This is a genomic window from Labedella gwakjiensis (assembly GCF_003014675.1).
Classification (GTDB): Bacteria; Actinomycetota; Actinomycetes; order Actinomycetales; family Microbacteriaceae; genus Labedella; species Labedella gwakjiensis.
Window position 1 is genome coordinate 1935844 of the sequence record NZ_PYAU01000001.1, and the last position, 24698, is coordinate 1960541.

The following is a 24698-nucleotide window of genomic DNA, read 5'->3' on the forward strand; positions in this document are numbered from 1 at the left end:
TGACGTGAACGGCGTCACCTCTCATGCCGTCATCGACAGTACGAAGGGCGCTGCAGGGGCCGGGTCGGTCGCCAGTCGCGCATGTGTCTCGACGTCATAGCGGTCACTGCCGTAGCGGAGCTTCTCCCGCTCGATGCCTTCGGCCCGAAAGCCGGCCGCGATCGCCACTCGACATGAGGCGGGATTGTTCAGTCGGTGCCCCAGCTCGAGCCGATGGAGGCCGCTCTCGAAGGCCCAGTCGCTCACTGCGAGAAGCGCACCACCCGCATAGCCCTTCCCTCGCGCTGCGGCCGAGAGCCAGTAGTACATCCACGCGGTCTCGTGCCGAAACTCGATCGCGGACGCTCCGATGTTGCCGACCGCGATTCCATCCTCGACGATCGCCCAGTTCTTCCCGTGCTCGTCGAACCGCAACGACTGCGCGATGAACGCCTCTGCGGCCGCCACGCTCGACAGATCCGCGCCGCCGAATTGAATCATCAGGTCGGGAGCGCTCAGGGCGGCCTCGCTCAGGGCAGAAGCATCTCGGCTGGTCCAGGGGCGAAGCACGACACTCACACCCCAATACTGTCTCAATGGGTGGGCCCGCCTGGCACATGATCCTTCGTCGGCACCGCCTCGACCGTCGTCGCGGGACTGCTCCTCCCCGTGCTGTCGCTCCGAACCACGGTCCTCCTCTACGGGGCGGTCGTGATCGTGCTCGCGGCCGTCCCACGGTCACGCGCTTGCGCTCGACCGACTGACACCGGGCATCACTCCACGAGGGGCGCCCCCGGGTCCAGCTCGTCATGGTCGATGAGCCAGCGGATCGACTCGAGCACAGCGGCCTCCGGCTCGTAGCGCGGGGTGTAGTCGAGGAGGCGTTGTGCCTTCTCGATCGTGAAGCACTGGCTGCGGTCGAGGTGGCCCCAGCTCGCGTCGGCGTGCTCCGGCTCGGTGGATGCGCGGAATGCGTCCCACCCGATGCTCTCGAGGGTGGCCTCCCGGCCGAACCACGAAGCCGCGATGTCGGCGAAGCCGCGCACGCTCAGTGCCGTCGGCGCCACGACGGTGAAATCCTCACCGGCGGCGGCGTCCCGGTGGGACACGGCCTGCTCGAACCCGTGCGCCACGTCGTCGGCGTGCACGTGGTGCATCATCTCGGTGCCGCTCCCCGGCATCGCGAGGGTGCCGCCCGTGGCGAGAGTCCGCCAAACGGTCGGGTCGAGGTTGCCGAGCGGGCCGATGGGATTCCATCCCGGACCGACGATGTGGCCGGGGTGGAGCGACGTGGTGACAAGCCCACCCGACCGCGTCTCCTCCTTCAGGAGCCGGGCGATCGCCTTCTTGCCGAGGCCGTACTCGTCTGTCGGATCCTCCGTCGTGTCCGGGTGCTCGGCGATCGGGAGTTTCCGGCTGCGCCCGTGCCGCCAGATCGACCCGCAGTGGAGGAGATGCGCGACCTCGCCGCGCAGTGCGTCGACGAGGGCGGATGCGGATTCGGGTGTGAAGCAGACGAGGTCGATGACGACCTCCGGGGACTGCGCCAGAACGGTGGCGCCGAACGTGCCGTCACGGTCCTGCTGTTCGCGGTCGGCGGCGACCCTCTCCACCGCGTCCCATTCCGGCGCGTCGGCGTAGGTCGAGCTCTGCCCGCGGCTGATGGACACGACCTCGTGGCCGGCGCGGACGAGACGGGGGACGAGGAAGGTGCCGATGTGGCCGCTTCCGCCGATGACGACGATCTTCATGGGGCGTTCCATTCCTCGGCCGGGCGCCGATGCTCACCGCCCACGTTAGGCACTCGATCGGCTTGGCGGGAGGCCTTGGCTGTGACGGGTGCGCGTGCTGGTTCCGGGGATCAGGCCTCGGACCGTCGGAGGCGGTGCGCGGCGGCGCCGAGAAGCGGGGCGTCGGCGAGCAGGGCGGAGCGGCGCACGGTGACCGGCTTGTACCCGCCGTCCATGAGGCCGGCCGCGATCGGCGCCTCGAGCAGGTCCCACGAACGCGAGATCGAGCCGCCGATCACGAGCTCGTCCGTCTCGAAGCGCGCGAGCCACGGGGCGAGAGCGAGGCCGAGGGACTGCATCGCGTGATCGAGCACGGCAGCCGCGTCGGCGTGACCCACCCGCGCCGCCACGGCGATGTCGGCGACGGACGCGATCGCCCCGGTGCGATTCTCGAAGGCTCGCGTGATCGCCCGGCTCGAGACGGTCTCCTCGAGCGGGCCTCCGTGCACCTCGATGCGGAAGGCGTAGCCGTCCTCCGGGACGTCCGGGCCGTCAGTCACGGCGGTGCCGTCGTCGAGGAAGGCGGACCCCACGCCGGTCCCGAGGGTGATGCAGACGAGGCGCCGCGGGCGGTTCCCGCCACCGTACGCCCACTCGCCGATGCCATAGGCGACGGCATCGTTGAGGAAGTGGACGTCGTCCTCCTCGACGTCGAGTCGCGCGGCGAACGCCGGCCGGAGCGGCGCACCGGAAAGTGCGGCGAACTTCCCCACATCGGCGAAGTGGCCGACGCCGGTCTCGTCGTCGAACGGGCCGGGCATGGCCACGATGCACTCGCGCGACGCGGGTTCGACGTCGCGCGCCGGCCGCACGATGCTGTCGAGGAGGTCGGTGCGGCCCGCGTGAGGATCGATGTCGCGGTCGATGCGGCGGACGACGCGCGCGGTCGTCCCGTCCGTCTCGACGATCGCCGCCGTCACGTGTGATCCGCCGACATCGAGCACGCGGATCGAGTGCGGCGTGGGTGCGGGCGGCTTCGTCGACGCGTCGTTCACGACGTCAGCCTAACGGCGGGTTGATATCGATACCAGAGCGGGTTCAGCCCACGAGACGGAACGCGACGGCGACCCACTCGCGCCCGTCGCCGTCCTCGCCCAGGAACACCAAGCGCTGGGTCCCGTCGCCCAGGTCGAGTCGCGGCACCAGTTCGGCGGTGACCTCGATCCCACGGTCGGCGAATGAGTCGGGAACCGCGCCGGAGCACGGCTGGATCGCTCCGCACTCCTCGTAGGCGGACGCGGGCGGCGTCCACCTGGGTTCCGGAGCCTCCACGAGGGCGTCGAGGGCGGCCGACGTCCCGGTCCCGACCCAGCTCGATTCCGCCACGACGGCGGACGACGGCAGGCCGGCGCCCGTGGCATCGTTGATCGCCGGAACGGAGACGGACGAGCACGTGGTCGCCGTCTCCAGATCGCAGTAGCGCGCATCGAGTCCCACGCCGAACAGGTTCGCGACGATGCCCACCCCGATCGAGCCGACGACACCGGCGAGGATCGAGCCGACGAGCACGAGGACGACGGTGAAGATGGACTGCCCGAGGGCGCGACGCGGCTTCGCGGACGGAGCGTCCACCTCCTGCTCGCCGGGGAAGAGCTCACCGAGAGACGTCGACATGGGCTTCTCCTCGAGGCTTCCGGGTGAGCGGCAGCCCGTGAGGGCCAGCCGATTCCGGACAGCCTAACCCGGTCGACTGGACGCGAAAAAAGAATCTTCTTGCGTCAACACGATTGACGTCCCTACGGTCACATCAAACGTTTGACGGAGGTTGTCGATGCTGACATTGAAGGACATAGCCCAGCACGTGGGCGTCTCTCCGTCGACCGTGTCGCTCGTGCTCAACGATCGCGATCGCGGACGAGTGAACACCTCGGTCGCCGACCAGATCCGTCGTGCCGCGAACGAGATGGGGTACGTCCCCAACCTGCTGGCGCGCAGCCTCAAGACCAAGCAGTCCCACACCATCGGTGTGCTCTCCGACGGTGTCGCGAGCGTGCCGTTCGCCGGGCCCATGCTGAGAGGGGCGCAGACGACGGCGTGGAACGACGGATACCTCCTCATGCTCATCGACACGGGCGGTCGTGCCGAGCTGGACGCCCCCGCCGTGAAGTCGCTCATGCAGCGGAACATCGAAGGGCTGATCCTCGCGACCGAGTACCACCGGTTCGTGGACGTCCCGCTCGTCCCCCGCTCGATCCCGGCGGTGGTCCTCGATGGCACGCCGGCGACGGACCGTGCCGACATCGACTCGGTCGTCCCCGATGAGGAGCAGGGCGCATACGACGCCGTCCGCTTCCTCCTCGACAGGGGCCACCGGCGGATCGCGCACCTGACGGTGAGCGACCCCCGGTTCGTCGCCCGCGAGCTGCGTCTGGCCGGCTACACCCGCGCGCTCGACGAGGCGGGGGTGGGAGGGGATGAACGACTCATCGTCCGCGCGCCCACCGTCCGTACGGTCGACGGGTACCCCGTCGCGCACGACCTGTTGAGCCGGTCGGACCGGCCGACCGCCGTCTTCTGCTTCTCCGACCAGCTCGCCTTCTCCGTGTATCAGGCCGCGGGCGACCTCGGCCTCCGGATCCCGGAGGACGTCTCCGTCGTCGGATTCGACAACCAGACGTTCGTCGCCGATGCGCTCCGGCCCGGCCTCACGAGTGTCTCCCTGCCTCATGAGTCGATGGGCTCGTGGGCCGTCGGCCGAGCGATCAGCCGGATACGAGACGCCAACCGTCTCGCCGACGATCCTCCCGAGCTGTCCCCGCGCGGCGAGCGCCGACTCATGCACTGCCCCCTCGTCGTGAGGGAGTCGGTCGCCCCCGCACCTCCCCCCTGATTCCTCCTCCCCCCTGCGCACACCCGCGCGATCGATCCGGCGCCGTTCATCCGACGATGCCGTCCCGCACCACCCGAACCGGACGTCCGTCGTGCCGGTGACCACCCGTGCCCGCCGGTCGCGACCTCCGTCGCGCCCTCGGGCCTCCCTCCCCATTGGAAAAGCAAGGAAGCTCGACATGAAGAGATCACCGATCCGGCGACGCACCATCGCCGCCGCCACCACGCTCATCGCGGCTGCAGCCGCTCTCACCGGATGCGCCGGCTCGTCCGGTTCGGACGGCGACACGTTCACGATCGTCCAGTACGAGAACCCCGACTCCGCGCAAGGACAGGGGTGGGCGCTCGCCCTCGAGATGTTCAAGGAGATGCATCCCGACGTCACCGTCGACTTCCAGACGACGAGCTTCGACGCGATCCGGCAGAACGCGAAGATCATGCTCTCCGGCAACGACGTGCCCGACGTGATGGAGTTCAACAAGGGCAACGCCGACGGCGGCCAGCTCGCCGCGCAGGGACTCCTCGACCCGATCACCGACCTCGTCGAGGAACGCGGATGGGACGAGAAGGTCAGCGGCGGCATGGCCTCGTTCGCGCGCTACGACGAGAACGGCAATGCGGGCTCCGGTGACTGGTACGGCGTGCCGAACATCGGCGAGTACGTGATGTTCTACTACAACGAGGACCTGTTCGAACAGGCGGGTGTGACCGAGATCCCCACGACCCTCGACGGCTTCGAATCGGCGATGGACGCGATGCTCGCCGCCGGTATCACCCCCATCTCGAGCTCGGCGGCCACGAGCCAGGGCTTCAACCAGATGTGGGTGTGGTACTCGCTCGTCTCGCAGGCCGCCGGTGACGATCGGTCCGCGATCGACGACTTCATGTTCCTGAAGGAGGACATCGACTTCTCGACCGGCCCGTGGGCCGAGGGGACGCAGCGGTTCCAGGACTGGATCGACAAGGGCTACGTCGGCGAGGACCTCGGCGGGCTGAGCTTCGAGCAGGCGACCGTCAACTTCTTGAGCGGCGACACCGCGATGCTCATCTGGAACAACGGCGAGTTCGCCCGCATCCGGGAACAGGCCACGTTCCCGTGGAACTACTTCACGCTCCCGGGCGCCGAGCTCTCCATGGGGTCGTCTGGTCACCTCTGGGGCATCCCGGCCAAGTCCGACAACAAGGACCTCGCCGCCGACTGGATCGACATCACGCTCAGCCCGGAGGTGCAGAACCTCATCGGACAGAAGGGTGGCCTGCCGCTCGCCGGCGACACGAGCACCATCGACGACGAGATCACGCGCACCTTCACCGAGCGCTTCGACGAGCTCGTCGAGTCCGACGCCATGACCTTCTACCCGGACTACCCGGTCCCCGGCTTCCTCGACTTCATTCAGACGCACATGCAGGCGATGTCGAACGGGAACGAGACCGCCGAGGAGTACCTCGACGCCCTCCAGCAGTTCTACGACGACGGCAAGGCCGCCGCCTCCGAAGGCTGATCCGTCATCGCGTCGCCACAGCTCGTCCGTCGCCCCCGGCCCGCCGTCTCGGCGGGCCGGGGCCCCACCCGGAGGGAACACATGTCCCCGCGCACCACCGCCCGTCGGCAAGCGCCCTACCTGCTCTATCTGCTCCCGATCGCCTGCGGGTTCCTCCTCGTGGTGATCGCCCCGTTCGTCATGAACGTGGCCGTGAGCCTGTTCCGGTGGAAGGGCGGGCTCGCCCCGATGCGCTGGTACGGCCTCGGGAACTACACCGATCTGCTCGCCGACGAGCAGTTCTGGAGGTCGTTCTCCAACTCCATCGCGATGATCGTCGCGATCGTCGTGATCCCCACGGCCATCGGCGTGGTCCTCGCCGCTCTCCTCTTCGACTACCTCGGGAAGACGTTCGGCACACGCGTCGCCTCGTTCCTCCGGGCCACCTACTACCTCCCGCAGATCCTGCCCATCGCGGTCGCCGGCTTCATCTGGAGCTGGATCCTCGACACCCGGAACGGCGCCCTGAACGCGACGCTCCACGCGATCGGCATCGTGGACCCGCCCGACTGGCTCGGCGATCCCGGGACGGCGATCTACGCGGTCATGCTCATGCTCGTCTGGCTGCAGATCGGCTACCCGGTGGTCATCTTCATGGCGGCCCTGCAGAGGGTCGACCCGGAGCTCTACGAAGCGGCCGAACTGGACGGTGCCGGGTGGTGGCGCCGGTTCTTCGCCATCACCATCCCCCAGATCCGACCGGAGGTGTTCATCGTCGTGCTCACCGCGACCGTCGGCGCGCTCAAAGTGTTCGCGCCCATCCTGATCCTCACGGGCGGTGGGCCGGAGGGGTCCACCGTCGTCCCGTCCTACTACGCCTATCGGAACTTCTTCGAGCTGTCCCAAGTGGGGTACGGCTCGGCGATCGCCACCGTCATGTCGATCGTCATCTTCGCCATCGCCGCCGTGCTCCTCGTCTGGCAGCGACGGGCCGATCGTCAGGAGGGCGTCCGATGAGCGCCGCGACCGGCACCCGCGTCCGCGCCCGGCGCTCACCCCTGCAGTGGATCCTCCTGGGAGCCGCCGTCGCGTTCGCCGTCCTCATGCTCTCCCCGTTCTGGCTGCTCGTCCTCAACGCCTTCAAGTCGGGGACGGACTACTCGTCCAACGGCCCTCTCGCCTGGCCGCAGTCGTTCACGCTGGACGCGTTCACCTCGTATCTCGCACGCGTCAACTTCCCCGTCGCTCTCGGCAACTCCATCCTCATCGCCACCGTCGTGGCCTTCGTCGGCGTGGCGCTCGCGCTCGCGAGCGCCTACGCGATCGGCATCGGCCGCGTGAAGGGGAGCGGGGCGGTCGTCGCGCTCCTCCTCATCGCCACCATGCTGCCCCACGAAGCACTCATCTACCCGCTGTTCTACGGGGCGCAGGCCACCGGCACCCTCAACACGGTGTGGTCGGTGATCATCGTCTTCGTGGTCCTGCAGGGGGCGTACGGCACGTACATCCTCGCGAGCGTCATGTCGACGGTGCCGAAGGAGCTCCTCGAAGCGGCGGCCATCGACGGCGCGAACCGCTGGCAGATCCTCTGGCGGGTCGTGTTCCCCGTGCTGCGGCCCACCCTCAGCGTGCTCGTCGTGTTCTTCTTCATCTGGACCTGGAACGAGTTCTACATCCCGCTGATCCTCCTCAACGACCCCACGTCGCAGACCGTGCCCATCGCGCTCTCGACGCTCCGTGGACAGCATTCGATCGACGTGACGGTGGTCAACGCCGGATCGCTGCTGTCGCTCATCCCCACGCTCGTCTTCTTCCTCATCTTCCAGCGCACGCTCAGTCGCGGCGTGACGGCTGGATCCGTCAAGTGACGCCGCCCGGCGACACGCATCCGACAAGGAGTCCCATGTTCACCCCCTGGTCACCCACCCCACGCGCGCGCGGAGTGCGCAGCCGATCCATCAACGCGGAGAACCCGCACGGCGCGATCGGAGGTGCCGCGAGGACGGCTTCCCCGCTCGGGACCGGACGGAAGGGAACCGCGTTCCTCCCGCTGCCGGCCAACGAGACCCTCGTGCTCGCCGACATCGACGGCCCCGGTGTGATCCGCCACATCTGGATCACGGTGGCCGACGCGACCGAGGCCGGTCCCTTCGTCCTCCGGGATCTCGTGTTGCGTGCCTACTGGGACGGTTCGGAGGCCCCCGCCGTCGACGTCCCTCTCGGCGACTTCTTCTGCAACGGCTTCGCGACGCGAGCTCGTGTGACATCGATGCCCATCGTCGTGGCGCCGACCGGAGGGATGAACTCGTACTTCCCCATGCCCTTCCGGCGCTCGGCGCGACTCGAACTCGTGAGTCAGCACGGGGGAGATCTGCCGCACGTCTTCTTCCAGGTCGACTACACGACGGGCGACGATCTCGCGGAGGACGTCGAGTACTTCCACGCGCAGTGGCGCCGCTCCAACGGGACGACCGCGCGCGGGGAGGACCACGTGATCCTCGACGGAGTCAGCGGGAGTGGGACGTACGTGGGGACGTATGTCGCGCTCGCCTCCCTGCAGCGCTACTGGTGGGGGGAGGGCGAGGTGAAGTTCTTCATCGACGCGGACGAGGAGTACCCGACCCTGTGCAGCACCGGACTCGAGGACTATGCCGGTGGCGCCTGGGCGTTCCAGGACGAACTTCGTTCGTCGCCGGAGCCTGCGATCCTCACGTTCGATTCGAACTTCTTCGGATACCCGTTCCACAGCACCCGCGACCGGACGAAGGCGTCGCCCTTCTCGACGGAGGCCGTACCCATGCACGCCCTCTACCGGTGGCACCTCCCCGATCCGATCTACTTCGACGAGCGCATCCGGGTGACCCTCCAGCAGATCGGCGCGTGGGACTTCGGACTCTTCGAGAGGCAGGACGACATCAGCACCGTCGCCTACTGGTACCAGTCGGGCACGGCTGCTCCGTTCCCCTCGTTGCCGTCCGCGTCCGAACGCTGGCCGCGTTGACGCGGCGTCGCGCGGGCCGCGCCCCACCGTTATCCGACAGGCGTAGGCTAAAAGCAACGGAGCCGGCGCCCTCGTCTCCGTGCTGATGGGAACACGACGCCGGACCCCGGCCTTCGCGAACCCACAAGGAGAATCATGCGCGCCGTCGTCTTCGAGCAGTACAACACCTTCCCCTCCCTCGGCGAGGTGGAACGACCGACTCCGGGACCGGGTGAGGTCCTGCTCAAGGTGGCAGGCGCCGGCGCCTGCCACTCCGACGTCGCCATCTACAAGGAGTTCCAGGAGGGCCAGCCCGGTTCGATGCCGCCGTCGTTCGTCCTCGGTCACGAGAACTCCGGCTGGATCGAGGAGGTCGGCCCCGGGGTCGACGGCTTCACGAAGGGCGACGCCTACCTCGTCTACGGGCCGGTCGGCTGCGGGCACTGCAAGATGTGCTCCAAGGGCCAGGACACCTACTGCGAGAACGCCGCGACCATGCCGTACCTCGGCATCGGACTCGGTCGCGACGGCGGCATGGCCGAGTACGTCGTGGTGCCCGCCCGCAACCTCGTGCCGCTCGGCGACGCCGACCCCGTGGCCGCCGCTCCGCTCAGCGACGCCGCGCTGACGCCGTACCACGCGATCAAGAACTCCCTCCCGAACCTCGCGGGCGGCGGACGCTTCGCCCTCGTGGTGGGACTCGGCGGGCTCGGCCAGATCGCCGTCCAGATCCTCACGGCCCTCACCGGCGCCACGGTCATCGCGACCGACATGAAGGAGGACGCCATGGCGCGCGCCGCCGAGCGCGGCGCGATCACCGTGCCGGGAGGCGAGGGTCAGGTGGAGCGCATCCGCGAGATCACCGGCGGCCGGGGTGTGGACGCGGCCTTCGACTTCGTGGGCGCGACACCCACGATCAAGACGGCTCAGGCATCGATGGCGCAGGGCGGACGGCTCACGGTCGTCGGCATCGCCGGTGGCGTGACCGAGTGGTCGTTCTTCACGACGCCGTACGAGTCGACGATGACGAACACCTACTGGGGCACGATCGAGGACCTCTACGACGTCGTCGCCATGTACCGCGCCGGCCAGATCGTGCCCGACATCGAGCGCTACGCGATGGACGACGCCCTCGAGGCCTACCGCAAGCTCGAGGCGGGCGAACTCTCGGGTCGCGCCGTCGTGGTGCCCCACGCCTGAGTGGTTACCGCAGCGAAAGGGTGGAGTCGACGAGCGTCGCGTTCATGAGTCCGCGTTCGCGGTCGGCGCCGTCGAGACTCGCCCAGCTCGGATGACGTTCATCGCCGGCGTGTTCGACGATCGCTCGGAGTCGGCGCTTGTCGTTCTTGCTCAGGCTCGCAAAATCCAAAGCAGACACGTCGGTGATGCACGCGAGGAGGACCGCGGCATCGTCGAGGTGGCGGCCGCGGTCGCGCTGGTCGACGAGATATGCCGCTCCTTTCGCCACGAGTGCGCCCAGCTCATCGGGAATGCCCAAGCGAACGAGTGCGCCTCCTGAGAAAGCGAGGCTGTATGAGTCGCGGCGCCGAATGGCTTGTTCGCCTGCGGGCGCCGCAAACGCAGGGCGCAACGAAAGGCGGGGTCTCATTCTCGAGGGCAGGTGATCCGCGACCATGATGTCGACCTTGCGTCCATCGGTGTGCTGGAAGCGGTAGGCGTGCCGCTCCCCGCCGGACAGTTCGAACCCGATTCTGTGTAGCGCACTCTTCGTGTCGACGAGGCTGGACCGATCCGCCCGGTAATCCACCAGGGCGTCCATGTCTTCGGTAGGCCGTCGCATGACCACTCCCGACCGTCGGGCGTGGGCCGCGACCATGAGCCCACCGACCAGGGTCAATCGTTCTGCGATTCCTGTGGTGGAGACGTCAATGACCGTTCTCCAGGCAGGGAGGAGGTCTTCGTGCCCCATGTCGACCGTCAGTGAGAGTCCAGCCATCTCCGCCTCAGATCGTCGAGTGCTCGCAGGCCGCCGCTGCGCTCCCTGGTGTCGGTGCTCACTGCTAAATCGGCCGCAATGACGGCGACCGGCATCACTGTGTCGCCATAGTCGATGGGAAGGGTGTTGTCCCAAAGGAGGTCACGTCCGTCGCGCGCTGCCACCATGAAGTTGTCGGCTGCGTGGTCAGAGGCTGTTCCTCGTCGGACATATCCCGATACGTTTCGCGTGTCGTCCATGAGGTCGACGCCGAGCGCGCCGGCCGCTGCGCGTCCGGTGGAGATGAGATCGGAGGAGGCTTTGGCGACGTTGGCGGCCCGGAAGTGGTGGGCTCGCGTGCGGCTGGCGACCGCTCGCGCGATCTGATCCGCCGACAACGTTCGGATTCGTTCACGTGTCCGGGCCGACGTGCGTGGAGTGAGCCATTCGGCTCGCATCCCCGACAACTCCCATAACAGTGCCCAGGCGCTGTCGGGGGTGAGCTGCCGTCCTTTACCTGTTCGGGCGGACGCCTGGAAGCGGAGGGCGGAATCTGAATCGACGAGCCACGCCCCCGACGGAAGCCGGCGGCCCTGGATGGCGCCGTCGGAGAGGAGGTCGGTGGCATGGCGTCGGGTGACGCCGAGAAGTTCGGCGAGCTCGGGCGCTGTGATGTCGGGCATGCCAGATAACCTCCAATTCAGGAACTATTCTGACATATATCGGACCCTGCGTGTGTGGTGCGCGCGGATAGTCTGGACGCATGCACGGTGAGTACAAGGTCCCCGGCGGCAAGCTCGTCGTAGCCGACCTCGAGATCGTCGACGACCGACTGACGAACGTCCGGATCGCTGGCGACTTCTTCCTCGAACCCGACGAGGCGCTCGACGCCATCAACGCGGCCGTCGAGGGGCTCCCCGCCGAGTCGGACTCGACCCGGATCGCGGCGGCCGTGCGCGCGGCCCTGCCCGAGGGGGCGACACTCCTCGGTTTCAGTCCAGAGGCCGTCGGTGTGGTCGTGCGCCGCGCGCTCACGAACGCCGCCGACTGGCGCGACTTCGACTGGGAGATCGTCGACTCCGGCTCCATCTCCCCGCGCATGCACCTCGCGCTCGACGAGGTCCTCACCGCCGAGGTCGGCGAGGGGCACCGCGGGCCGACGCTCCGCATCTGGGAGTGGAACGAGTCCGCCGTGGTGATCGGCAGCTTCCAGTCGGTGAAGAACGAGGTGGACCTCGAGAACGCCGAGAAGTACGGGTTCGACGTGGTCCGCCGCATCTCCGGAGGCGGGGCCATGATGATGGGCTCCGGCAACGTCATCACCTACTCGCTCTACGTGCCCGCGGAACTCGTACAGGGTATGACCTTCGCAGACTCCTACGCCTTCCTCGACGAATGGGTGCTGCAGGCTCTCCAGTCGCTCGGCATCGCCGCGACCTACCAGGGCCTCAACGACATCACGAGCCCCGCCGGCAAGATCGGCGGCGCCGCGCAGAAGCGTCTCGGCTCCGGCGCCGTGCTCCACCACGTGACCATGAGCTACGACATCGACGGCGAGCTCATGACGAAGGTGCTGCGCATCGGACGCGAGAAGATGAGCGACAAGGGCACCAAGTCCGCAGCGAAGCGCGTCGACCCGCTCAAGAGCCAGACGGGGCTCGCCCGCACGGAGATCATCGACCGCATGCTGCAGTCGTTCCGCACCCTCACGGGAGCTCGGGAGGGACACATCACCGACGCCGAGTTCGCCGCCGCCGAGAAGCTCGCGGAGTCGAAGTTCGCTTCGGACGCATGGCTCCACCGCGTTCCGTGACGGACGCCGAGCCGGGTTCGCCGCGTGGGTCGACGTTCGCGGGAGACGAGGGGCGCGTGGCTCCACCGCATTCCGTGACGGACGCCGGCGCCGCTCACGGTCGCGCGCTTCCTGCCGAGAGCGCCATCATCGAGGGCGACAACCTCGAGGTCATCGCCGGTCTGCCCGACGGCGCGTTCACGATCGTGTACCTCGATCCGCCGTTCAACACGGGTCGTGTGCAGCGGCGGCAGTCGGTGACGAGCGAGCGGATCACGCCGCTGGTCGAGGAAGCGTCGGACGTCGACGCGGCGGAGCTGAACGCCGAGCCGTCCGGCCCGCCCCTCGACGCCGACGCCCCGGAGGCGCCGGCCGGCCGCGGCGCGCTCGACCCGAGCACGCGCGTGGTCACCGGCTTCAAAGGCGCGACCTATCGACACGTACGCGGCGAGTTGCGCGTGTTCGACGACGCGTTCGACGACTACTGGGAGTTCCTCGAACCGCGCCTCACGGAGGCGTGGCGGCTGCTCGCCGACGACGGCACCCTCTACCTCCACCTCGACTACCGCGAGGCGCACTACGCGAAGGTGCTGCTCGACGCGCTCTTCGGCCGCGACTGCTTCCTCAACGAGATCATCTGGGCGTACGACTACGGCGCGAAGTCGCGCTCACGCTGGCCCACGAAGCACGACACGATCCTCGTGTACGTGAAGGACCCGGCGCGTTACCACTTCGATTCCACGGCCGTGGATCGGGAGCCGTACATGGCGCCGGGGCTCGTGACACCGGAGAAGGCGGAGCGCGGGAAGCTGCCGACGGACGTGTGGTGGCACACGATCGTGTCGCCGACGGGCAACGAGAAGACGGGCTATCCCACGCAGAAGCCGCTCGGGGTGCTGCGGCGCATCGTGCAGGCGTCGAGCCGCGAGGGCGACTGGGTGCTCGACTTCTTCGCCGGCAGCGGCACGACGGGAGCGGCGGCCGCGGAACTCGGCCGCAACTACGTGCTCGTCGACTCGAACCCCGCCGCGATCGAGGTCATGCGGAAGCGGCTCGCGCCGCCCACGTCGCCGCCCGCCTGACCCACCCGCCGTTCGTTCGCGGAGGATTAGGGCCGGTCTCGGGTTCGGCGGTCAGCCCAGCGCACTAATCACACGACGGCGACGACGGCCATCACGACGATGGCGACCGAGACGGCAATCTGTCACCGAATCGCTAGACCGAATGGTGTGACGTGTTGCAGCTCAGGAGATGGAACTACCCGACGCCGACCTGTCGGCGGACTGTGTCCGAGGTGACACGGCTCCTCTGCGGCGCCGAGAGGAGCTGACGAGAAGTGCAATGATCGACGCCACGAGAAGCGCTGCCGACGCGACCGCCAGGACAGAGGTTGCGACTGTGGACCAGGAATAGAGCACGTGATCCTGTCCCTCGTGAATCCAGTTGCAGGCGGTTCCAAGTGGGAAGACGGACGAATCAACTCGGGTGTCGATCAGTGACTCTTCCGTGAGCCCACGGTCTCCTGCTGCCTGCGTCGCAAGATCGACGCACCGCTCATCCGCCTTGTACTTGTCGAGAATCCACGCACCAGCCGTCACCGCCATCATCAGAGTGGAGGCAGCGACGAGTGAGAGGGCGACCGATACGGCTCGAGCTTTCATCACTGAATCAGCCTATGAGCCCGTAGCCATCAATAGGCAAGTGGTGGAACCGTTCCATAGTCATTCGAGACCCATGCTAGATCTGGTCCCTTCCAGTAGCGCGCTGCTGAAAGCGTTGCGCGGCTGAGCTTGCTCGGGCCCGTGCCCGGATTGGTCGCCTCATCGTAAACACCCATGCAGTCAGTCAGCGACATCCAGGAGTAGTCCTCGCACATCCCGCGAGAAACAGCTTGAACCGCACCCCCGATGAAACCTTTTGTGTCCAAACCCTGCGGAGCCACGATATCGATCGACAGTCGAACGGCTCCGCTCGTGTCGTACTCCAAGTCCCACGGGTTCGCGAGCCCAATGGTGATGGAATTGCGGTTACAAGCATCTTCCGCGTCGTTGTAGTCCGCGTAGGCGCCAAGGAGTGCGTTGTTGATCGGCGACATCGACTGTGAGCCAATCTTCGACGAGTAGACGACCCAGGAATAACCGAAGTTCTTCGCGAACGGTCGGTGCTTGTAGTCCTGTGCGTCCGACCCACCCATGCTGCAGAAGGGCCGGGTTCCAAGAATCGGATCGTCTGTATAGACATCGATGCCGAACTCCATGCCCCAGTGATCAGGCAGGTCGTACGGATACCCATCCGGTCCAGTCCACTGATAATAGTGACCGAAGTAGATGGTGGAGCCGTTATCCCAAATTTGGAGGTCGGCGGTGTCGGGGGCCCACGCGAGACCCGCTGGTGGTGCGATGAGCGCCGATCGTTCCGCCGCCTCCGAATCTGACGCGCGGGCTGCGGCCGCGGTCTGATCCTGCACAGCGGGGGCGTCGGACGGGACGAGAGGCGCGTCGAGTTCAGGTGCCGCAACCTCGACAGGCGTCCGAGATATGTCCTGCTCGGTCGTAGCGGAGGGCTGCAAGGTGATTGCTGCAACGATCTCAGGCACTGTGCCGAAACGATCACTGAAGTACGAGCGATACTCAGCGGGGGTTTGTCCTCCCCCCAGCGAGTATTCGCCCGCAACTTCGCTGTTCTCAATCCGATAGGCGACAACCTCGAAACCGTCGACTTCGGTGATCTGTGCGGCATCGAGCAGATCGACTGGGTGCTCGAATGGAGTTTCGATTCGCATGTATTGAGCGCTTGAGTTCAGCTGGGATGCTTCGGTAGCCGACGGCGTGAGGACGACGCTGCCAGCGAGCAGGCTTGCCGTTACTGCGATCAACGTGGCCGTCACGAGCGCTGGATGTCTGAGCTTGATGTGCATTCGGGGCCCCTCATTCCGTCGGATTCTGACCAGCCTCGCGTCCCGTGGGTGTTTGGTACACCCCGCGTCCGGGGGAGGGGGGATAGGCGGCGCCCGGACCGTCCGTGCGTATTCAGGACCAGCACAACATCTCTCAATGCGAGTCCTCGCTCTGAGTGGGCCAATTGCCTCCCATCAGCACGGTGGTGTGGTCCTTGGGGTTCGGTCGGGAGGGCCGAGCGACATGTTGCGTCACACAGCGTGACGCGCGGCGGGCGACGGCGTAGCTTCGTCGCCAACGGATCCGACCGGATCCCGGAGCGACAGCCGAGCCCGGCACCCGCCCCACATCCCTCTCGCGAGGGGTCGTGTGGTGCCTCGGCGGCAGGAACGCAGCGGCGGAAGCGCGACCTTCGCGAGTGACCTCTCACTCGGAAGGAGCACCATGTCGATCCCAGCGGACGGCGCCTCGGGCGCCGCGGTGCCCCTCGGCTTCCCCGTCTCCTTCGAGCTGTTCCCGCCGCGGACCGACGCGGCGGCGATCGCCCTCGGCCGCACGATCGACCGGCTCGCCGAGTTCGACCCCGCCTTCATCTCCGTCACGTTCGGCGCGGGCGGATCGTCCCGCGACCGCTCGCTCACGGTGCTCCGCTACATCCTCGAGCACACGACGGTCGAGCCGATGGCGCACCTCACATGCGTCGGGTCGACCCATGCGGAGGCGAACCGGCTCGTGCGCGAGTTCCTCGACGCGGGGGTCACGAGCTTCCTCGCCCTGCGCGGCGACCCGCCGAAAGACGGCGACGGCGCGCTCGGCGACCTCGGGAGTGCGGCAGAGCTCGTGCAGCTCATCCACCGGGTGCAGGAGGAGCGCGAGCCGTTCACGCTGCAGCCCGTGCCCGGCGCCGCCGCCGGTCGCATCCGCCGCCGACCGCGCCCGGAGCGCGTCGCCGTGGCCGCGTTCCCCACGGGGCACCCGCGCTCCCGCGACGTCGCACGCGACGTGGACGCGCTCCTCGCCAAGCAGGTGGCGGGCGCGAACCTCGCGATCACGCAGATCTTCTTCCGCGCGCCCGACTACCTCGCGTTCGTCGATCGGGCGCGCGCGGCTGGCGTCACGATCCCGATCCTTCCCGGCATCATGCCGATCACGACTCCGGAGCGCCTGCACCGCGTCGGCGAGATGACGGGGGAGGAGCCGCCGTCGTCCCTCGCGATCGACCTCGAGATCGAGCCGACCGAGGAGGGGCGCACCGCCGCGGGCGTCGCCTTCGCCTCGGCGCTGTCCTCCGCCGTGCTCGACGGCGGCGCCCCCGGCCTGCACCTCTACACCTTCAACCGCTACCAGGAGGTGCGCTCCGTCCTCGAGACGGTCGCTCGCACCCGCCCCCACGCGCTCCCCCTCCCCGATACGACCCCGCCTGAAAAGACACCGACGAAGGACCCACGATGACCGACTCCACCCCCTCCTTCCCCACCGGGACGATCCTCGGATACCCGCGCATCGGGCGCCGCCGCGAGCTGAAGCACGCCGTGGAGGCGGCCTGGGCGGGGAGGATCGGCCTCGACGAGCTCGAACGCATCGCCGCCGATCTGCGCCGCACGACGCGCGAGCGGCTCGTCCAGCTCGGGCTCGGGCGCGACGACTCGTCCATCCCCGAGTCCTTCTCCTTCTACGACCAGGTGCTCGACGCCGCCGTCACGGTGGCCGCGGTGCCCACACGGTTCGCGGACGTGGTGGCCGCCGACGGCTCGATCGACCTCACGGGGTACTTCGCCCTCGCTCGCGGTCGCGCCGAGGACGCCCCGCTCGAGATGACGAAGTGGTTCGACTCCAACTACCACTACCTCGTGCCCGAGATCGGGGCGGCGACCGACTTCCACCTCGCGAGCGACCGGCTCGTGCGAGAGGTCGAGGAGGCGCGGGCCGACGGCTTCGTCACGCGACCCACGATCGTCGGGCCCGTCACGTTCCTCCTCCTGAGCAAGGCGGCCGACGGGGAGGCCGAGGGCTTCCGCCCGCTCGACCGGCTCGCCGACCTGCTGCCCGTCTACGTCGAGCTGCTCGAACGACTCGCCGCCGTGGGCGCCCAGTGGGTGCAGCTCGACGAGCCCGGTCTCGTCGCCGACGGCTTCGACGCGACGGATGCGGAGATCACCGCGGCCGTGACGCAGGCGTACGAGCTGCTCGGCGCGGTCGCCGCGCGGCCGTCGCTGTTCGTCACCACGCCATACGGCGAGCCCGGCGCGGCGCTCGGGGCGCTCGCCGCGAGTCCCGTCGAGGCGCTGCACCTCGACCTCGTGCGCGGCTCGGTGCCCGCGGACCTCGACGACGACACTCGCCGGGCGCTTGCCACGAAGACCCTCGTCGCCGGCGTGATCGACGGACACAACGTGTGGCGGGGCGACCTCGCAGCGGCGTTCGCGGCGGCCTCGTCGCTGCGAGAGCTGAGCGAGCACGTCTCCGTCTCCACGTCGACGAGCCTCCTCCACGTGCCCCACGACACGGCGGACGAGCCCGTGCTCGACGCGCGCCTGCTGTCATGGCTCGCGTTCGCCGACCAGAAGGTGGAGCAGGTGGCTGTGCTCGCCCGTGGTTTCGTGCAGGGCCGCGACGCGATCGCGGCAGAACTCGACGCGGCTTCCGCAGCCCTCGCCGACAAGCTCGACGCCCCCGGCGTGCGCGTCTCCGCCGTGCGCGAGCGCCAGGCGGCGCTCTCCCCGATCGATCGCGAGCGCGGCGACGAGGACGAGCGGGTGTCGAGCCAGTCGGCGGCCCTCGGCCTGCCCTCCCTGCCCACGACCACGATCGGCTCGTTCCCGCAGACAGCCGACATCCGCCGTGCGCGCTCATGCCTCCTGCGTGGCGAGCTCTCTCACGACGAGTACGTCGCACTCATGCGCGCCGAGATCGGTCGCGTCGTGGAACTCCAGGAGGAGATCGGCCTCGACGTGATCGTGCACGGCGAGCCCGAGCGCAACGACATGGTGCAGTACTTCGCGGAGAACCTCGACGGCTTCGCGGTGACGACGAACGGTTGGGTGCAGTCGTACGGCAGCCGGTGCACGCGCCCGTCGATCCTGTGGGGGGACGTCTCGCGGCCCGCGCCGATCACGGTCGACTGGTCCACCTACGCGCAGTCCCTCACGCCGAAGCCGGTCAAGGGCATGCTGACCGGCCCGGTCACGATCCTCGCGTGGTCGTTCGTGCGCGACGACCAGCCTCTCGGCGAGACGGCCGACCAGGTCGCCCTCGCCCTCCGCGACGAGATCGCCGACCTCGAGGCGGCCGGCATCGGCGTGATCCAGGTGGACGAGCCCGCGCTCCGCGAGCTGCTCCCGCTGCGGGAGCGGAACCGGCCGTCGTACCTCGACTGGTCGGTGGGGGCGTTCCGCCTCGCGGCGTCCGGGGTGGTGCCGGCGACGCAGATCCACACGCACCTCTGCTACTCCGAGTTCGGCACGGTGATCGACGCGATCCGCGGACTCGACGCCGACGTCACGAGCATCGAGGCGGCGCGCAGCCGCATGGAGATCGTGGACGACATCGCGGCGAACGGCTTCGACCACGGCATCGGGCCGGGCGTCTACGACATCCACTCGCCGCGCGTCCCGAGCGTCGCGGAGGTCGTCGAGCTCATCGACCGCGCCGTCGCCGCGGTGCCCGAGAAGCTCCTCTGGATCAACCCCGACTGCGGCCTCAAGACGCGCGGCTACGACGAGACCGTCGCGTCGCTCCGCAATGTCGTCGAGGCCACCCGCCAGGTCCGCGCCCGCCTCTGACACGAACGGCCGCATCCGGACGCCCGAAGCGAGATCGGGTATCCGGATGCGGCCGGTCAGCGGGTCAGAGGGGTCGGCAGGTCGGACGGGTCAGCGGCCGCCGGCGATCGGGCGGTGGCGCTGGGCGACGCCCGCGGTTCCGTACGGGTAGTCGTCGGGCGTCGGCGCGCTCGCGTCCGTGAGGCGCTGCGTCTCCTCCGAGGAGAGGACGAGGTCCGTCGCGCCCATGTTGTCGCGCAACTGCTCAACGGTGCGGGCACCGAGGATCACGCTCGTGACGGCCGGCTGGTCGCCGAGCCAGCGCAGTGCGACCTGCGACGACGAGGCGCCGTGCGCGTCGGCGATCTCCTTGAGCGCGTCCACGACGGCCCATGTGCGCGGGTTCTCGTTGCGCTCCTTCCACGCCTCCATGCCGCGCGTCGGGTTCTCGCCGAGTCGCGTCGAACCGGTCGGTGCGACGTCCTTCTCGTACTTGCCACTCAGCCAGCCGCCGGCGAGCGGCGACCAGGGGAGCAGGCCGATGTTCGCGTCGAGGGAGGCCGGAACGACCTCGTGCTCGATGTCGCGCACGAGGAGGTTGTACTGCGGCTGCAACGTGACGGGCGCGGCGAAGTGGTTCGCCTTGGCCACGTGCACGGCCTTCGTGAGCTGCCAGCCCAGGAAGTTCGAGAAGCCGTAGTAGCCGATCTTGCCGGCGGTCACCGCGTCGTCGAGGAAGCGGAGCGTCTCCTCGATGGGCGTGTAGGCGTCCCACGCGTGCATCTGGTAGAGGTCGATGTGGTCGATGCCGAGCCGGGTCAGCGAGGCGTCGAGAGCCGTGCGGAGGTGGCGGCGTGAGATGCCGACGTCGTTCGGTCCGTCGCCCATCGGGAATCGTCCCTTGGTGGCGATGACCGCCTGCGCGGCCTCCGTGGGGTGGCCGGCGAGCCAGCGGCCGATGATCTCCTCCGAGACGCCGGCGCTGTAGACGTCTGCGGTGTCGATGAACGTGCCGCCGCCCTCCACGAACGCGTCGAGGATCTCGTGCGAGGTCTCCTCCGTGGCCTCCGCCCCGAATGTCATCGTGCCGAGGGCCTGCTCGGACACGGCGGCGCCGGATCCTCCGAGAGTGCGGAACTGCATGCGTCTTTCCCTTTCGTCGTCGAACGGGCACGCGGTCGAGCCACGAGCACCTCCGTCAGTCTCGTCCGATGTTTACAGCGGTGCAAGGCCTCGACGGCGGTTGACAGAGGCCCCAGCGGGGAACCCTTTGGAGGGAATATCGACCAGTCGTGTGACGTTTGCGTGTCCTGCTCGTGCGGCGGGCGGGCGCGCCGCATCGCCTTACGGTGGTGTCCGATTTCCGCTAGCGAGTGTCGGCGGTGTGCGGCAGGGTTGAGGCATGGACTTCGGAGAGCGGTACCGCGTGATCGAGTCGCGCGACGCGCGCTTCGACGGACGCTTCGTCACCGCCGTGCGCACCACGGGTATCTACTGCCGACCCAGCTGCCCGGCCCGCACACCGAAGGCGAGCAGCGTCACCTTCTACCCCACGAGCGCCGCAGCCCACGTGGCCGGATACCGCGCCTGCAAGCGCTGCCTGCCCGAGGCCACTCCGGGCAGTCCCGAGTGGAACATCCGGGAAGACGTCGCGGCGCGCGCGATGCGTCTCATCGCGGACGGCGTCGTGGAACGCGACGGTGTCGACGGCCTCTCCCGGCGCCTCGGCTACTCCGCGCGGCAGCTGAACCGCATCCTGGCGGCGGAGCTCGGCGCCGGACCCATCGCACTCGCCCGCGCCCAACGCGCGCAGAACGCCCGCGCCCTCATCACCGGTACGACCATGCCCATGGCGGACGTGGCGTTCGCCGCCGGCTTCACGAGCATCCGCCAGTTCAACGACACCGTCGCGGAGGTCTTCGACCTCACGCCGTCAGCCCTCCGTGCCCGGTCCCGGGTGGTGCCGAGCATCGCCGGCGAGCCTGCGGCGGGAACGATCCGTCTCGCGCTGCCGTACCGAGAACCGCTCGACGTGGACGGCCTCTTCGGGTGGTTCGCACCGCGGTCGGTGCCGGGCCTCGAGACGGTGGGACCGCGGCGGTACGCACGCACGGTGCGGCTGCCGCACGGCGCCGCCTTCGTCGACCTGAGCGCTCCGCTCCGTGTCGACGGCCGTCCGCGGATCGACGCGCTCGTGCGCTTCGAGAACCTCGGAGACCTCCCGGCGCTCCTCGGTCGCGTGCGGCGACTCCTCGACCTCGACGCCGATCCGTCGGCCGTCGACGCGGTGCTCGCCCGCGACGAGCGGCTCGCCCCGTCGGTTGCGCGCATCCCCGGCATGCGTGTGCCCGGGGCGCTCGACGCGGGGGAGATGCTCATGCGCGCGCTCCTCGGGCAGCAGGTCACGGTCGCGTCGGCGCGCACCCAGCTCACGCGCCTCGTCGAGGCGTTCGGCGAGGAGGCGTCGCCGGCCGTCGCGCCCGCCATCGCGCGGCCCGAGCAGTCGCCCGCCGAGGACGAGTCGCCGCACCGGCTCTTCCCCGCGCCCGCCGCGATCGCCGAGCACGCGCACGAGATCCTGCGCGGGCCCGCCGCTCGCACCGACACCGTGCGCCGCGTGGCCGGCGCGCTCGCCGACGGGTCCCTCTCGATCGACCTCGCCGACACGCGCGACGACGTGACGGAGCGCCTCACGGCCATCCGTGGCATCGGCCCGTGGACGGCGGACTACGTCGTGATGCGTGCCCTCGGGCACCCGGACGTGTTCGTCCGTCGAGACGTCGCGATCCGATCCGGGGCGCGGGCGCTCGGTCTCCCCGACGTCGACGCGGCTCTCGCCGCCGAGTCGACGGCGTTCGCGCCGTGGCGCAGCTACCTCTCCATGCACCTCTGGCGGGCGGCGGCCGACGCCGCCTCCCGTCCCGCACCGACATCCACCCCGAAGGAACACGCATGACCACGACTGCCCTGCTCCACACGATCGACACCCCGGATGGGGCGTTCACGATCCTCGAGGACGAGGACGGCCGAGTGCTCGCCTCCGGCTGGACCGACTCCGCCGACGCGGTGCTCGCGCGACTCGCTCCGCGGAACCGGCCGGAGGCCGTCCCCGGCCGTTCCGCGAACGTCGCCGCGGTGGAGGCGTTCTACGCCGGCGACGTCCGAGCGATCGACGGGGTGCCCGTCCGCCAATTCGGCACCCCGCTGCAGAACGTGGCGTGGGCGGAGCTGCGGCGAATCGAGCCGGGTGCGCCCATCACCTACACGGAGCTCGCCACGCGCACGGGCAATGCCCGCGCCGTGCGCGCGGCCGCGAGCGCGTGCGCCCGCAACGCCCCGGCGCTCTTCGTCCCGTGCCACCGCGTGATCAACACGGCGGGCGGCCTCGCCGGCTTCGCGTGGGGCATCCCGGTGAAGCGCGCCCTCCTCGACCGCGAGGCCGCCGCCCGCTGAGCGGCGGGACGGGGGTGCCGCGCGTCAGCTCGAGAGGGTGAGAGTGTCCTCGAACGCGACCCAGCCGAGCATCGCGCACTTCACGCGGGCCACGTAGCGGGAGACGCCCTCGAGCGCCGCCGCGTCGCCGAGGGGCTCGTCGTCCTCGACGCCCTCGCCCTTCGATCGCATCATCTCGCGGAAGAGAGCGATCCGCTCGCGGGCCTCCTCGCGCGACAGCCCCGCGACGAGATCGTGGAGCAGCGATGCAGACGCCATCGAGATGGAGCAGCCAGCGCCCTCCCACGAGATGCGCTCGATCGTGTCGTCGTCGGCCAGGTGCAGGCGCAGCGTGATCTCGTCGCCGCACGTGGGATTCAACTGGTGCGACTCGGCCGCCGCGCCGTCCTGCAAGCCGAAGCCGTTCTTGCGCTTCGAGTGGTCGAGGATGACCTGCTGGTAGAGGCTCGCGAGCTCCGGCGATCCCATCACGCCTCCCCGAAGAACGAACGGACGCCCGAGACGCCCTCGAGGAACGCGTCGACGTCGGACGTCGTGTTGTAGAGGTAGGTGCTCGCGCGCGTCGACGCGGTCACCCCAAAACGGCGGTGCAGCGGTTGCGCGCAGTGGTGGCCCACGCGCGCGGCGATGCCGCGGTCGTCGAGGAACTGGCCCACATCGTGCGCGTGGACCCCCTCCACGTCGATCGCCACGAGACCAGCGCGATGCGCGGGATCGAGCGGGCCGAGCACACGCACTCCCGGGATGTCCGCGAGCCCGGCGAGCAGCCGCTCGCCCAGGGCGTGCTCGTGCGCGGCGATCCGCTCCATGCCCACCGCGTCGAGGTAGCGCACGGCCTCGGCCAGGGCGATCACCTGGGAGACGCGCTGCGTTCCGGCCTCGAAGCGCTGAGGCGCCGGGAGGTACCCGGACTCCTCCATCGTCACGGTCGTGATCATCGACCCGCCCATGAGGAACGGGGGCATCGCGTTGAGCAGCTCCCGGCGGCCGTAGAGCGCGCCGACACCCGTGGGTGCGAGCATCTTGTGTCCGGAGAAGACCGCGAAGTCCACGTCGAGCGCCTTCACGTCGAGCGGGAGGTGGGGTGCGGACTGGCACGCGTCGAGCACGACGAGTGCCCCGACTCCGCGTGCGAGGGCGACGAGTTCGGCGACGGGGCTGACGGCGCCCGTGACGTTCGACACGTGGGTGAACGCGAGCACCCGGGTGCGCTCGCCGATCACAGCAGCGGCGGCCTCGGCGCGGATCACGCCATCGTCGTCCACGGGGACGTACCGCAGCGTCGCGCCGGTTCGGAAGGCGAGCTCCTGCCAGGGCACGAGGTTGGAGTGGTGCTCGGCTTCGGTCACGAGGATCTCATCGCCCGCGGCGAGCCGGAACCGCTCGGCGGCCGCACCGCCGCGGCCGACGCTCGCGTTCGAGAACGCGTAGGCCACGAGGTTGATGCCCTCCGTGGCGTTCGACGTCCACACGATCTCGTCGGCGTCCGCACCGACGAACGCGGCGACGGTGGCGCGCGCGTCCTCGTAGAACTCCGTCGCGTTGGCCGCGAGTGTGTGTGCTCCACGGTGCACGGCGGCGTTCGTGGTCTCGAGGTAACGCCGTTCCGCGTCGAGCACGGCCGTGGGTTTCTGCGACGTGGCGCCGGAGTCGAGGTAGACGAGCGGGTGCCCGTTCACCGACTGCGCGAGCGCGGGGAAGTCGGCCTTGAGGCGGAGCGCCTGGTCGTCGCCGAGGGTGTCCGTCGGGGAGAGGTCGTGGATCGTCACTCCTCTATTGTCCGACGGATTCACCGGGCGG

General features: G+C 69.0%; 22 protein-coding genes. 12 read left to right on the top strand and 10 right to left on the bottom strand.

From position 1 onward, the window contains the following. Positions 1-21: 21 nt before the first annotated feature. The 4 genes from CLV49_RS09155 to CLV49_RS09170 all read right to left on the bottom strand — a co-directional run bounded on the left by CLV49_RS09155 (position 22) and on the right by CLV49_RS09170 (position 3383). Positions 22-558 carry a GNAT family N-acetyltransferase gene (locus CLV49_RS09155; protein WP_106563271.1) on the bottom strand — a complete coding sequence of 179 codons (537 nt, stop codon included), beginning with the start codon at positions 556-558 and terminating at the stop codon, positions 22-24. Positions 559-752: 194 nt separating this feature from the next. Continuing rightward, positions 753-1730, bottom strand: a complete 978-nt coding sequence (locus CLV49_RS09160) for an NAD-dependent epimerase/dehydratase family protein (protein ID WP_106563272.1) — start codon at positions 1728-1730, stop codon at positions 753-755. 110 nt (positions 1731-1840) lie between these two features. Then, entirely contained in the window at positions 1841-2764 is a 924-nt protein-coding gene (locus tag CLV49_RS09165) for an ROK family protein (protein WP_106563273.1), read from the bottom strand. A 43-nt stretch (positions 2765-2807) separates the two neighbouring features. Continuing rightward, positions 2808-3383, bottom strand: coding sequence for a hypothetical protein (locus tag CLV49_RS09170; RefSeq protein WP_106563274.1), 576 nt, complete (start codon positions 3381-3383; stop codon positions 2808-2810). A 157-nt stretch (positions 3384-3540) separates the two neighbouring features. On the opposite strand from CLV49_RS09170, the gene CLV49_RS09175 reads away from it, so the two are divergent. The 6 genes from CLV49_RS09175 (at position 3541) to CLV49_RS09200 (ending at position 10259) form a co-directional block, all read left to right on the top strand. Further along, entirely contained in the window at positions 3541-4599 is a 1059-nt protein-coding gene (locus CLV49_RS09175) for a LacI family DNA-binding transcriptional regulator (RefSeq protein ID WP_106563275.1), read from the top strand. 178 nt (positions 4600-4777) lie between these two features. After that, on the top strand, positions 4778-6100 hold the full coding sequence (locus tag CLV49_RS09180; protein WP_106563276.1) for an ABC transporter substrate-binding protein: 1323 nt from the start codon (positions 4778-4780) through the stop codon (positions 6098-6100). A gap of 81 nt (positions 6101-6181) precedes the next feature. Then, entirely contained in the window at positions 6182-7096 is a 915-nt protein-coding gene (locus tag CLV49_RS09185) for a carbohydrate ABC transporter permease (RefSeq protein WP_106563277.1), read from the top strand. Beyond that, positions 7093-7947, top strand: coding sequence for a carbohydrate ABC transporter permease (locus tag CLV49_RS09190; RefSeq protein ID WP_106563278.1), 855 nt, complete (start codon positions 7093-7095; stop codon positions 7945-7947). The genes CLV49_RS09185 and CLV49_RS09190 overlap by 4 nt, the downstream gene beginning before the upstream one ends. Positions 7948-7982: 35 nt before the next feature. After that, the gene (locus CLV49_RS09195) at positions 7983-9080 is read left to right on the top strand and encodes a glycoside hydrolase family 172 protein (protein ID WP_106563279.1); all 1098 of its coding nucleotides are present in this window, start codon (positions 7983-7985) and stop codon (positions 9078-9080) included. A gap of 135 nt (positions 9081-9215) precedes the next feature. Then, positions 9216-10259: an NAD(P)-dependent alcohol dehydrogenase gene (locus tag CLV49_RS09200; RefSeq protein ID WP_106563280.1), complete on the top strand. Its 1044-nt coding sequence runs from the start codon at positions 9216-9218 to the stop codon at positions 10257-10259. 4 nt (positions 10260-10263) lie between these two features. Here the strand turns inward: CLV49_RS09200 and CLV49_RS09205 are convergent, their stop codons facing one another. Continuing rightward, a complete protein-coding gene (locus tag CLV49_RS09205) occupies positions 10264-11016 on the bottom strand; it encodes a hypothetical protein (protein ID WP_106563281.1) in 753 nt (250 codons plus the stop codon). Beyond that, positions 10998-11678 (bottom strand): hypothetical protein, encoded by a 681-nt coding sequence (locus CLV49_RS09210; RefSeq protein WP_106563282.1) that lies wholly within the window; start codon positions 11676-11678, stop codon positions 10998-11000. The genes CLV49_RS09205 and CLV49_RS09210 overlap by 19 nt, the downstream gene beginning before the upstream one ends. An 80-nt stretch (positions 11679-11758) precedes the next feature. Between CLV49_RS09210 and lplAB the strand changes: the two genes are divergently transcribed. Both lplAB and CLV49_RS09220 read left to right on the top strand, forming a co-directional pair. Next, positions 11759-12808, top strand: a complete 1050-nt coding sequence (lplAB, locus tag CLV49_RS09215; protein ID WP_106563283.1) for a lipoate-protein ligase LplAB — start codon at positions 11759-11761, stop codon at positions 12806-12808. Between the two features lie 56 nt (positions 12809-12864). After that, entirely contained in the window at positions 12865-13869 is a 1005-nt protein-coding gene (locus CLV49_RS09220; protein WP_243696631.1) for a DNA-methyltransferase, read from the top strand. A gap of 608 nt (positions 13870-14477) precedes the next feature. Here CLV49_RS09220 and CLV49_RS09225 read toward each other — a convergent pair. Further along, the gene (locus CLV49_RS09225) at positions 14478-15704 is read right to left on the bottom strand and encodes a hypothetical protein (RefSeq protein WP_106563284.1); all 1227 of its coding nucleotides are present in this window, start codon (positions 15702-15704) and stop codon (positions 14478-14480) included. 424 nt (positions 15705-16128) lie between these two features. On the opposite strand from CLV49_RS09225, the gene CLV49_RS09230 reads away from it, so the two are divergent. Further along, a complete protein-coding gene (locus CLV49_RS09230) occupies positions 16129-17136 on the top strand; it encodes a methylenetetrahydrofolate reductase (protein ID WP_106563285.1) in 1008 nt (335 codons plus the stop codon). Further along, positions 17133-19466, top strand: coding sequence for a 5-methyltetrahydropteroyltriglutamate--homocysteine S-methyltransferase (gene metE, locus CLV49_RS09235; RefSeq protein ID WP_106563286.1), 2334 nt, complete (start codon positions 17133-17135; stop codon positions 19464-19466). The genes CLV49_RS09230 and metE overlap by 4 nt, the downstream gene beginning before the upstream one ends. A gap of 90 nt (positions 19467-19556) precedes the next feature. On the opposite strand, the gene CLV49_RS09240 is transcribed toward metE, so the two are convergent. Beyond that, positions 19557-20588, bottom strand: a complete 1032-nt coding sequence (locus CLV49_RS09240; protein WP_106563287.1) for an aldo/keto reductase — start codon at positions 20586-20588, stop codon at positions 19557-19559. A gap of 259 nt (positions 20589-20847) precedes the next feature. Between CLV49_RS09240 and CLV49_RS09245 the strand changes: the two genes are divergently transcribed. Next, on the top strand, positions 20848-22401 hold the full coding sequence (locus CLV49_RS09245) for an AlkA N-terminal domain-containing protein (protein WP_106563288.1): 1554 nt from the start codon (positions 20848-20850) through the stop codon (positions 22399-22401). Continuing rightward, a complete protein-coding gene (locus tag CLV49_RS09250) occupies positions 22398-22898 on the top strand; it encodes a methylated-DNA--[protein]-cysteine S-methyltransferase (protein ID WP_106563289.1) in 501 nt (166 codons plus the stop codon). The genes CLV49_RS09245 and CLV49_RS09250 overlap by 4 nt, the downstream gene beginning before the upstream one ends. A gap of 24 nt (positions 22899-22922) precedes the next feature. Here CLV49_RS09250 and sufU read toward each other — a convergent pair whose 3' ends face one another. Next, complete coding sequence (sufU, locus tag CLV49_RS09255; protein ID WP_106563290.1) at positions 22923-23366, bottom strand: Fe-S cluster assembly sulfur transfer protein SufU; 444 nt, start codon at positions 23364-23366, stop codon at positions 22923-22925. Continuing rightward, positions 23366-24661, bottom strand: a complete 1296-nt coding sequence (locus CLV49_RS09260) for a cysteine desulfurase (RefSeq protein ID WP_424978753.1) — start codon at positions 24659-24661, stop codon at positions 23366-23368. The genes sufU and CLV49_RS09260 overlap by 1 nt, the downstream gene beginning before the upstream one ends. Between the last annotated feature and the right edge of the window lie 37 nt (positions 24662-24698).